The organism is Thalassobacter sp. (assembly GCF_982993085.1).
The window spans coordinates 36,348-47,147 of sequence record NZ_CEZFMW010000012.1 but is presented as its reverse complement, the minus strand read 5'-3'; the positions used below and the strand labels follow the sequence as shown (position 1 = coordinate 47,147).

Annotated in this window: 10 protein-coding genes and 1 tRNA gene; 6 read left to right on the top strand and 5 right to left on the bottom strand. The window is 56.8% G+C overall.

Annotated features, from left to right (window positions below):
- Nucleotides 1–23: 23 nt before the first annotated feature.
- Nucleotides 24–97: transfer RNA gene (locus tag AC4GMC_RS03715), tRNA-Cys, on the top strand.
- Between the two features lie 62 nt (nt 98–159).
- On the opposite strand, the gene AC4GMC_RS03710 is transcribed toward AC4GMC_RS03715, so the two are convergent.
- A complete protein-coding gene (locus AC4GMC_RS03710) occupies nt 160–1,065 on the bottom strand; it encodes a tyrosine-type recombinase/integrase (RefSeq protein ID WP_487875720.1) in 906 nt (301 codons plus the stop codon).
- Nucleotides 1,066–1,707: 642 nt separating this feature from the next.
- On the opposite strand from AC4GMC_RS03710, the gene AC4GMC_RS03705 reads away from it, so the two are divergent.
- Nucleotides 1,708–2,013: a hypothetical protein gene (locus tag AC4GMC_RS03705; protein ID WP_050673817.1), complete on the top strand. Its 306-nt coding sequence runs from the start codon at nt 1,708–1,710 to the stop codon at nt 2,011–2,013.
- Nucleotides 2,014–2,015: 2 nt separating this feature from the next.
- Here AC4GMC_RS03705 and AC4GMC_RS03700 read toward each other — a convergent pair whose 3' ends face one another.
- Nucleotides 2,016–2,657: a hypothetical protein gene (locus tag AC4GMC_RS03700; protein WP_487875721.1), complete on the bottom strand. Its 642-nt coding sequence runs from the start codon at nt 2,655–2,657 to the stop codon at nt 2,016–2,018.
- Nucleotides 2,658–2,815: 158 nt separating this feature from the next.
- Here AC4GMC_RS03700 and AC4GMC_RS03695 point away from each other — a divergent pair, with 158 nt between their 5' ends.
- From AC4GMC_RS03695 to AC4GMC_RS03685, 3 genes are all read left to right on the top strand, one after another.
- Entirely contained in the window at nt 2,816–3,028 is a 213-nt protein-coding gene (locus AC4GMC_RS03695; protein WP_170349196.1) for a helix-turn-helix domain-containing protein, read from the top strand.
- A 2-nt stretch (nt 3,029–3,030) separates the two neighbouring features.
- The gene (locus AC4GMC_RS03690) at nt 3,031–3,231 is read left to right on the top strand and encodes a hypothetical protein (protein ID WP_058260737.1); all 201 of its coding nucleotides are present in this window, start codon (nt 3,031–3,033) and stop codon (nt 3,229–3,231) included.
- Nucleotides 3,232–3,686: 455 nt separating this feature from the next.
- Nucleotides 3,687–3,833 carry a hypothetical protein gene (locus AC4GMC_RS03685; RefSeq protein ID WP_487875722.1) on the top strand — a complete coding sequence of 49 codons (147 nt, stop codon included), beginning with the start codon at nt 3,687–3,689 and terminating at the stop codon, nt 3,831–3,833.
- Between the two features lie 63 nt (nt 3,834–3,896).
- On the opposite strand, the gene AC4GMC_RS03680 is transcribed toward AC4GMC_RS03685, so the two are convergent.
- Nucleotides 3,897–5,399, bottom strand: a complete 1,503-nt coding sequence (locus tag AC4GMC_RS03680) for a CoA-acylating methylmalonate-semialdehyde dehydrogenase (protein ID WP_487875723.1) — start codon at nt 5,397–5,399, stop codon at nt 3,897–3,899.
- A gap of 100 nt (nt 5,400–5,499) precedes the next feature.
- On the opposite strand from AC4GMC_RS03680, the gene AC4GMC_RS03675 reads away from it, so the two are divergent.
- A complete protein-coding gene (locus tag AC4GMC_RS03675) occupies nt 5,500–6,393 on the top strand; it encodes a LysR family transcriptional regulator (RefSeq protein ID WP_487875724.1) in 894 nt (297 codons plus the stop codon).
- A 42-nt stretch (nt 6,394–6,435) separates the two neighbouring features.
- On the opposite strand, the gene AC4GMC_RS03670 is transcribed toward AC4GMC_RS03675, so the two are convergent.
- Nucleotides 6,436–8,091, bottom strand: coding sequence for a BCCT family transporter (locus AC4GMC_RS03670; RefSeq protein WP_487875725.1), 1,656 nt, complete (start codon nt 8,089–8,091; stop codon nt 6,436–6,438).
- Nucleotides 8,092–8,264: 173 nt separating this feature from the next.
- Nucleotides 8,265–10,772, bottom strand: coding sequence for a CoA transferase (locus AC4GMC_RS03665; protein WP_487875726.1), 2,508 nt, complete (start codon nt 10,770–10,772; stop codon nt 8,265–8,267).
- Nucleotides 10,773–10,800 lie beyond the last annotated feature (28 nt).

The following is a 10,800-nucleotide window of genomic DNA, read 5'->3' as shown; positions in this document are numbered from 1 at the left end:
GCTACACCACAGCGCCGAAGCGAGGCGAGTTGGCGGAGTGGTGACGCAGCGGATTGCAAATCCGTGTACACCGGTTCGATTCCGGTACTCGCCTCCATTTAAAAACAATCACTTAGATCACTCCTTGCCGTGTTTGAGGCCCTGCGTTTACAGGGGCGTTTACATTTTTGTGTCTTGAGACAGTGATTTTGCTCGATTGAGCTTGCGCAAAACCGCATCGCTTTCGTCCGGGCTAACCTGAGCATAATGCTCGATTACCTGCGCCGCGTAGCGAACCGACCAGCCCATCAGTACGGCAATCTGGCGCAAGGACAGATCGGCATTCAGCAATCTTGTCGCCGCCGTCCCGCGCGTATCAGACAGAGTCTTCTCCCTGCCGTCGATCCATGGTGGGATCTCCGCTTCGCGCCGCCACTTGGTGATCTGGTTCGATGCCCAACGGGCCGTCAAAGGCCTGCCAAGCTCTGACACCAGCAGCACATCTTGGCCCTCCGGCGTCTCTGCGATCAGTTTCTCAAGGGCTGAAGTGGCCGGGATATATGCGATCTGGCCGCGCTTACTGGTCCTGAAACGAAGGCGCTTGCCGTGCGGCGTGTCTTCGAATTGGTCCATTTTGACCTGAACCAGATCGGCCGCTCGCAAACCGGTTTCGCATCCGGCGGTCAGGATTCTCTGGACCCATTTCGGCGCGTACTTATTGAACTGAGCGATGTCCCCGCTCGTCCAGATGATCTCTGTGCGGTTCGATTGGTAGAGCTTCTTGAGCTTGTGGCAGTGATGCTCTTTCAGCTTTCCCTCTTCCACCGCCCAATTGAGGACGCGTGTGGCATGGGTGCCCGCCATGTCGTGCTGCTTGGGCGAATGGAGCCACTTCTTGCGCCAATTGTTAACCTCGCCCCGCGAGGCGCGTTCTTCGAACATCGCGACAGGATCGGCACCGAACTCCTCGCGGAACAGTTCCAACCATTTGCGGATATCGGCCTTTGAACGCTCAGCCTTGGGCAAGGACGCACTGGACAGAAAATCGTCGACCAAGTGAGTCGTGAGGTATTCAGCCGGGCTCACGGGCGTACCGCACTGTGAAAACGCATGGAAGAATTCGGGCTCTTTGGGGTTTGGGTCCGTCCCTTCCCAAAATTTGGGGCCACCCCGCCAAGCATAGAAATGGTAGCGCACACCGGACACGACCTTGCGCCGGACACGGTGGACGCCCTTGGGGAGGTTACTTCTGGGCACGACGCGCTCTCCGCTGTGCAACGAGGCTCGGTTGCGAAGCGGCCTCGCGTTCTGCCGCGCTGATGCCCTGAACAGCATCCAATCGCGCGCGAATGAGTTTCGGGTCATACCACCCGCGCCGTCCTGGCACCGGAGCAATACCCGTCCTACGGCAGAAGTCGTAGAAAGACGCGCTCGGCTCACTGTAGCCAAAGAGAAGCGCAAGCTCTGGGGTAGGAATCAGCTGGATATGGCTTGGGCTCATTTTTCAGCCCTCTCACCCACGGCTTCTTGCCGCGACATGGCTGCCCGCAAACAAGACACCACCTGAGCGCCCTGTGAGCGTAAGTTCCGCACAGCCTCCTCTTCGAGCCAAGCTTTCACGTCCGCCGGAAGGTTAAGTTTGAACTGGGTTGTCTTCATATTTACACCTCAACAAAAGGACATAAAATGTCCATATCATTGAGGACAAATATTGTCCATCATGGAATCATGAAAGAAGAAGCCTTGGTCCAATTCAAACTCTTGCTTCCTGCCGCGCTCAAGAAGCGTCTGGAAACGCATGCAACACTGAACCGGCGCAGCCTGTCTCAGGAAATCGTCGTCGCCCTTGAGGAGAAGTATCCGGCTGCAGAACCGGATGCGACATCCGATCCAGCGGCCCGTATGCTCTTCTGGCTTGCCAAACGCATCCGTCGAAGAAACCCGAAGCCCGGAACTCCCAGAGATAAGCAAGCCGCCCTGTATGAGCGCATTGCGGGCGATATTGCGGAACGCATGAAGGACATCGGCGAATAACCCTAATAGGCCACCCACTCATATCCGTGGTTACCTTCGTGATCTTCCCATTCCACGCCAACACCTCGTCGCCAATTTGATGACGAACAGCGCCTTGACGGCAGAACCCACTGCGGGGCGGCCGCTGGGGTCGTGCGTTGCCAGCCGAATTCGCCCTGCGTGCCGTAGGTCCCGAGGCGCATGTTGTAACTCTCAGAACAATCATCGTCGCGGCCATGTTCGCGATGGCTGTAGTACCGCACATCCCAAACACGGATCGAGCGGACAAAGTCGAACTCCAGACCGCTGATGTCGATATCGGCACCACCTTCGACTACCTGCGCCAGAATGACTTGGGCGAGCGTCCGACCCATTTGGCTGCTTGCCTCCCAGGTCTTCGGGGCCGTGCTTTGTAAAGGCACACGCTCAGAAACACCCATCGGACAACGCCAAATTTGCAATGGCGGCTCAATTGGCCAGGGCGTGATCCGGCGGATAAACACGGCACGCGCATGGGCACATTCTGCTGACGCAGGCCACCCACCAGCCAGGCAAAGCAGAATGGCGCAATCGACCTGATAGGCCTTTGCCGCCTGCGGGGCCACGGTTGAAAGAAGAGCCACGACAGCTCCGGCGCTCAAATTTCTGATAAGTCTGCACCACATATCAATAAATGCCTTCTGACTACATTACTGCATTATTGATACACTAGCTCCAATCTCAATCTCCACACCATATGCGAGCATAGTGTTTATGATGTTCGCGCGCGTTTTGTGGAATATATTCCGTAGAGCGGTTCTTGTGATCTGGCCGAATAGAGGCCATGAAATTACGGGAACGAGTAGGGTTAAATGTCCGGAATCTAAGAAGTTCCAGAGGATTGAGCCAAGAACAGCTAGCTTTGGCTGCGGATGTAGATCGCAGCTATATCAGCGAGATCGAACTCGCCAAAAATTCAGCATCAATCGATGTTCTGGAGCGGATCGCACTTGCTCTCGAAATCGACCCACAAGAGTTATTAAACAAGAGGGGCTGATATTGCCCGAAATTACGAGTGTTCGCACAACGGCCGAAGCCATCGGCCGTATTTCATGCATCAAAACAGGTGAAGAAATCGGCCTTCTGTATCGCTGGGACAACGGCGAGACGCAGGCTGCGTTGCACAATGACGGCGAGCCTATAGCGCAACACAACTCAGAGCTTACCACTGAACCAGACATTGGTGGAAAACGCAGCTAACGGCCGGAAAGAGCCCGTTCCAGACCTATCAAAAATCCTGCTGCGCGCGCTCGCAGCAAGATCATCGCTGCAGCCCAGCTAGAATCGTCGCTACAGCGCGGGGAGTAAACCCGCCGTTCAGGCAAGCTGCAGCGAGATTTCCACTGGCTATGACCGGGTCGCGGGACAATCCAGCCCTTTGCGGCTGCAGCTATTGCTGACGCAGCTTTTCCTCGCGCTCGCAGCACTAAAATATCGTCGGCGCAGCAATTTTTACCAAACCAGGCATTCAAACAGTTCAATTCGGGTGAAACCGAGATCATGCTTTCGCTGTACGTTGCCTGAATTCGAATGACGCGGGACATGGCCGACGATGGACGCGCGCGGACAAATGGTTTCGATCATAGCCGTCAGCCATTGCTCAGGGGGGATGAAACTGGCATCCATCGGCCCGTCGGGTGATGCGGGATAACAACGTGGACGACGGACGCGATACAACGCCGGAATTGGCCTACGTGAAAATGCACTTCTGTCTGTCTTTGCACAGTAGCTATGAGGCACTGTGCGACTATCTTGCGATGAACCATGTTGGCGAACTTGGGCTTGAGTTTGAGCACGAATAAAGGCGGCCCAACAAGGATGTCGGGCCGCCATTAGATCATGTCTTTGGGTTGGTGAGTCGCGCCTTACCCAAGCGTAGGCATAGTGAATTCCGGATCGGTGCGTTGACCGGAGGGCCAGCGCGTCGTTGTGGTCTTGATCCGGGTGTAGAACCGCACGCCTTCCATCCCGTGCATGTGATGCTCGCCAAAGATCGAGGACTTCCAGCCGCCGAAAGAGTGGTAGGCCATGGGCACGGGGATCGGCACGTTGATCCCGATCATGCCCACCTCGACATCCTGGCTAAAGCTGCGCGCCGTGTCCCCGTCACGGGTAAAGATTGCCGTACCGTTCGCGTATTCATGGCTGTGCACCAGATCAAGAGCTTCCTGATAGGAATTGCGTCGCACGACCGACAGAACGGGGCCAAAGATTTCCTCTTTCCAGACGGTCATGTCAGGCCTGACATTGTCCAGCAGCGTGCCGCCAAGGAAATAGCCGTTCTCGTAGCCCTGCATGTCCTGGTTGAAGTCACGGCCATCAACGACGACTTTCGCTCCTTCTACCTCACCCGTGTCAATGTAGCCACGAACTTTGGCAAGGTGCTGTTCGGTGACCAGCGGACCCATTTCCGAGGCTTTGTCCGTGGTCGGGCCGATTTTCAGCGCATTGATTTTTGGAACCATGATGTCGATCAGCGCATCGGCCACCGCATCGGTGACAGGAACTGCAACCGAGATCGCCATGCAGCGTTCGCCTGCAGAGCCGTAAGCCGCGCCCATCAGCGCGTTTGCGGTCATTTCCAGATCGGCATCGGGCATGATGATCGCGTGGTTCTTGGCGCCACCAAGGGCCTGAACGCGTTTGCCATTGGCTGTGCCGGTCTGGTGAATGTATTTCGCAATCGGGGTCGAGCCGACAAAGCTGACAGCTTTAACATCCGAGTTGTTTAATAAAGCATCGACGGCTTCCTTGTCGCCGTTGACGACGTTGAACACGCCCTCAGGCAGGCCTGCTTCGGTTAGCCATTCGGCCAGTTTCAGCGATGCCGAGGGCACGCGTTCGGATGGTTTCAGGACAAAAGTATTACCTGTCACCAACGCGACTGGGAACATCCACATCGGCACCATGGCCGGGAAGTTGAACGGCGTGATCCCTGCACAAACGCCAAGCGCCTGACGGATGTTATGGCTGTCAACGACCGAGCCCACGTTTTCGGAAAACTCGCCCTTCATGAAGTTCGGCGCGCCGACGGCGAATTCCACAACCTCAAGCCCGCGCGTCACTTCACCGACGGCATCGTCATGGGTCTTGCCGTGCTCGGACGCCAGGATAGAAGCCAATTCATCGGCACGGTCCCACAGGATGCTCTTGAACTTGTCGAGGATACGCGCACGGCGCAGAACAGGGGTCTTGGACCATGCTGGCCATGCCGCTTTTGCAGCGGCGACCGCGCTGTTGACTTCGTCGGTTGAAGCCAGTGGCACGTCCCGCTCGGATGCGCCAATGGCCGGGTTGAAGACAGGTTGCGTACGACCAGATGTGCCCTGCACATGCACGCCGTTGATGTAGTGGGTCAGAACAGGCATGGGTAACTCCTCCTAATGCATGGCCCATCTCGTACCGCTGTGTTACACTCAAAAATACAGTCAAATATGACGATCTGTTATTCAATTTCGGATGTAAGTAGTGAACTGGGACGATCTGCGATTTTTCTTGGCCGTTGCGCGTGAGGGGCAAATTCTTCGCGCGGCGCAAAGGCTTGGCACCAGTCAGGCGCGGGTTAATCGCCGGATCACCCAGTTTGAAAAGGCCTTGGGTGAAAAGCTTTTTGACCGGCGGACGGTGGGGTGCAGCCTGACGCAATCCGGGCGTTCGCTGATGCCCAATGCCCTCGCGGCCGAAGAGGCAATGCTCAAGTTGCGTACGACCCCCGGGACGAAGGGTTCGAGCAAGATCGCCGGAACCGTACGAATTGGCGCACCGGACGCTTTCGGTGTGGCCTATCTTGCCGCACAACTGCCAAAACTGCGGGCGCTTTATCCCGATCTGAAGGTGCAGCTTGTTCCGGCACCTCGCGCCTTTTCACTGTCGCAACGCGAAGCGGATATTGCCATTGTTATCGGGCGCCCGCAGAAGGGTCGGCTCAAGGCGACCAAGCTTACTGATTATTCACTGGGGCTCTATGCCTCGAAATCCTATGTTGCTGAACATGGAGCGCCCCAATGCATTGCGGATCTCGGCGACCATGAACTTGTCGGTTATGTGGACGATCTGATTTATACGCCTGAGCTTGAATTCAACAAAGGTTTTTGGCCGGGCTGGAACTCGCAGATTGAGATTTCGAGCGCGCAGGCGCAGGTTACGGCTGTGCGATCTGGTGCCGGGATCGGTGTCTTGCATGATTTTGTAGTCCGGAGTGATTCTGAGTTGGTCGCGTTGTTTTCCGAAACAAAGGCAGAGCGCAGCTATTGGGTGGTCTGGCATGAGGCGATGGACGCGATCCCCCATATCTCCGCGACGACGCGTTTCATTGTCGAAACGGTACGGCAGGATCGCAAGCTGTTTTCGCCGGGCACCTGATGTCCGGCGAAGGAAAGGGGGCTCATGGCCCCCTTTCTGAAGTTATTCGGCAGCGTGAATTGCCTGCACACCGTTTCTAGCACGTATGCCATCTCTCACTATTGCCTTGATCAGCGAAACACACATCAGCACCATGACGAGCGAGAATGGCAACGCACCGATGACCATGGCGGATTGGATTGCACCAACGCCGCCCGCGATCAGCAGACCGCCGACGACCAACGACAGCGCCAAACCCCAGAAGATGATGTGCGGGCGACCGGATGGCTTTTCAGCACCTGCGGCATTGATTGTGTTCACGATTAGGACCGCGGAGTCAGCCGTTGTCACAAGATATGTGAGCAGCAGAACAACAACGATGATGGCCATGACCCAGGCCAGACCAGACCCGAGGATGAAGTCGAGCATCGCGAACAACTGGTTCTGCTGACCAGCGCCGGAGATCGCGTCGCCCGCGCCACCGTTCAGGGTCAGATCGATGGCTGTGCCGCCAACAATCGTGAACCAGAAGAAACACATCAGCGATGGGATGACGATCGCCCCAAGGACGTACTCGCGCAAAGACCGGCCACGGGAAATCCGAGCCAGGAAAACGCCTACGAATGGTGCAAACGCAATCCACCAGGCCCAGTAGAAGACGGACCAACCACCTTGCCAGCTTGCCAGTTGCGCGGCTTCGCTGCCCTCAACGCCATCAGACGTCCAGATTGTGAACAGCATTTTCGGCAGCTGAACGATGTAGGTCATTAGGCCTTCAAAGAGAGCGGTCAGCCCGAAGAATGTTGAGCCAAAGATCAAGAAGAAAGCGAGAAGAAAGAAGCTAAGACCCATGTTGATGTTGGAGAGCCATTTGATGCCTTTGCCCACACCGGAAAGCGCCGACAATGTGGACGCGCCCATGATCACCAGAAGCGCAGTGATAACCCCGGCAGTTGACGGTTTGCCGGTTTCCGCAACGACGAGCCAGTCGCCGAATCCGATGCGGTGCAGCCCGGATACAAACTGCTCGACGCCAAAGCCAAGAGTTTGTGCCACACCTAGAATAGTCGCGACAACGGCCACGATGTCCACGATGTGTCCCAGGATGCCAGAGAGGCGTTCACCAAAAAGCGGCGTCAACGCGGAGCGGATCGTCAGAGGCAAATTGCGCCGATACGAAAAATACGCCAGCGACAGCCCGACGATGGCGTAGCACGCCCATGCCGAAAACCCCCAGTGCAGGAAAGACCAAAGGTAGGCGTTGCTTACGTTATCAGCGGCAGACGCTCCGGTTTCCCCCATGATGACATTAGGGTTCGTGGCAAAGTGATACATGGGTTCAGCGGTGGCAAAGGTCAACATGCCGATGCCGATACCCGCACCGAACATCATCGAGAACCACGAGAAGTTGGAAAACTCCGGTGTGTCGCCTTCGAGGCCGAGCTTCAGGCGGCCCGTGCTCGGGATCAACGCGAGAACGACGCATACAATCAGGAACAGCGCGACAACGTAGATATACCAGGAAGAGAATGTGGCAAGCAGCGAGCCGTTCAGGTCGCCAAGGATTCTTGCTGCTGTCTCTGGAACCGCGATGGCCCACACGATGAGAGCGGCGATTAGAATTTTGGAAGTGATCGCGACGTCCTTACTGAAACCAGTATAGAACCCGCGTTCTGCGATTGGGATGGAGAGTTCCATCAATGGTGGTGTCTTGGCCATATTTCCTCCTGAATGGCTGGTGAACGTCAGACACAAACGGCGACCCCACACAACGCGAGGTCACGTGGATTTCTGGTGTCTTTGGCTCGGTTAAATGGGCCTGTCCTTAGTTTCCGGCCCGGGAATTTTTGTGAAGCGTCACCCGCCGTCACTCAAGCAGGCGGCGCATCCGATCAGCTCGGCAAATATTCGTCACTCCAGGATTCACTGAGATTGCCAGACTTAATCATGGCTTCAATAGCAGTATCCGCATAGCCAAGCTCTGCAAGGATCGCACGTGTCGATGAACCAAACTTTTCGGACGGGGCCACGGCGAAGACTTTTCCACGGTTGGGTCGCACTGCATAGGGATCCAGCTGGATCACCTCGTGCCCGCTTGGGTGGTCAGCGTAGCTTGAGAACGAATAGCTGCCATTGCCCGTACCCGGATCGCCATCGGCTTCGCGCAGGTTTCTGGCCCTCAGAGCGTCCAGATTTTCGCAAATCACCGCGCCGATGTCTGCCGCCTGCAACCGTTCGATCCAAACCGCCGCCGGTTGGGTCTGGAACGCACTCGCAAGGTAGGCAGAACGGTCGTCCTCTGCCAAATCGGGCAGGTCTTCCAACCCTTCCACGTTGCGGAACAGCGGCAGGTCGGCCTCATAGGCGCTCAGCAGGATGTGGCGCGACGCGGTGCTGTAGAAACGTGTAAGTGCGTCATAGCCGCTTGCCTCCGGGCCGGAGGGTTCATCGAACAACCCGCGCCCTTTGTAATCAAAGGCGAATGGCACCTGTAGCAACCCGCTGTTTGACGACAGGGATGTGCGGCCACGGCCAATGCGCCCGTGACGGTGTTTCTGATAAAGTGCCGCGGCGACGCCCAATGCGCCACCGAACCCGCACATCACATCGATGGTGCCGACGTGGGCGTGTTCCTCAGGGCGATCCATCGCGCCGCCAAAGCGCAGCATGATGCCGGTGGTCGCCTGAACCAGATCGTCATAGCCGATATAGTCCGTTCTGGTCCCGCGGCGCACGCCGCTAAAGCAATCAAGTTTGCAGAACAGCGCATCAGGGTTCAGCCTGCGCAGGTTCTCCGCATCTAGACCCACCTTCCTGATCTGGTTGTCAGGGGCATTCCAGACGATCACATCGACGGATTTAATCAGATCCTCGAACACCTGGCGGCCGTGGCGGGATTTGATGTCTGCAAGGATCGAGCGTTTGCCGCGCATCTGGGACATGCCATAGATGACCGTGTTCCAGCTGTCATACGTTGGCGATGCAGGTTCTAGCTTGATCACTTCGGCCCCGAACCGCGCCAGATAGCTGGCCGAATGCGGCCCCGCGATCACGTTGCACATGTCCAGAACCCGCACGCCCGATAGCCATCCCTCTTGCTCAATTGCTCCCGACGGCTCGGGGATTTCGGTACGGATTTTCTTGAGAATTTTCAATGCCTCGTCGAACTCAACCCAACGGCGGGGTTCCGGCTGCAACGCCTCTTCGCCGCTTTCTTCCATCCAGACCACCGGCCCGGGCTGCGTCATATCGCCATAGACCGGATCGTGGACGTCGATCATCAGGCCGGATGTTTCGGCATATTCATCATGCACCCATTCCTGCAACCATCGCTGCGGCGCTCCGGGGATAAGCCCACGGCCAAACATCTTTTTCCATTCGTGGGACGTGCGAGTCATGAAGACCTCTTTCATCCGCGCTGAAATTTTGTCGGCCCAGTCCTTGGGCATCGGGTAGACGCCGAGCGATGTCTTGCTCTCCCATTCAGACCACGGCTTGTAGGTGTCTTCCTCTGAGGTCAGCCCCTCTTCGACCAGCTCATCATAGATACCGAGCACCTCAAGGCAGCGTCGCGCGTGGTTCTTGTGACTTGGGCAGACAACATAAAACCCGCGCCCGTCCTTGCACATGTAGCTGCGGAAGAACGGGTCCATCAATTCCTGTAGGTCCTCAAAGCTGACATTCATCGGCAAACCTTCGACGCGGCGTCGCTCTATTTCGACCTCGCGTTGGGTCAAGTAACGTTCTGGCATGCCATCAACGTGGATCGAGTTGTAACACAGCCCCTCCATAACAGCAGCGGCCAGGGGCACTTCGATTTGGTCACCAAGGCCGGTAACCTGGCGCGATTGCAGCGCCAGAACCGTGGCGGACGCCGCAATCTGTGAGGCATAAGCCGAGGCGAGAGGCAGGGGCGAGAACGATGGGTTCAATCCCATCAGAACGCGGTTCAACCCCATGTCGGTGAACACTCCCGAACTGGCCGCAACGATGCTTTCGTAAGCGCGCAATTCACGGCGTTCCGCATCGTTTGAGGCGAAACCAGGTACGGATATCGTGATCAGATCGGGGCGGTCTTCGCGCATTGCGGCGAAGTCGAACCCCAGCTTGGCAAACTTCCCAGGGCGGAAATTTTCGACGATGATATCGGCCTCGGCACAGAGCGCATGGGCCTGTTCCAGCCCTTCGTCAGACTTCAGATCAAGGTTCACGATGATCTTGTTGCGGTTCAGCGTGGCGTTGGCCGGACTGTCCCACATCGGGCCATCGGGCGGGTCGATGTGCACGACCGTGGCCCCCAGATCACCAAGCAACATCGCCACCGCCGGGCCAGCAATATACTGTCCAAAATCCACGACCTTCACACCGGTAAGCGGCAATTTCGAAAACGAATTACGCATGGGTCCTCCACAACGACTTCTTGATTTT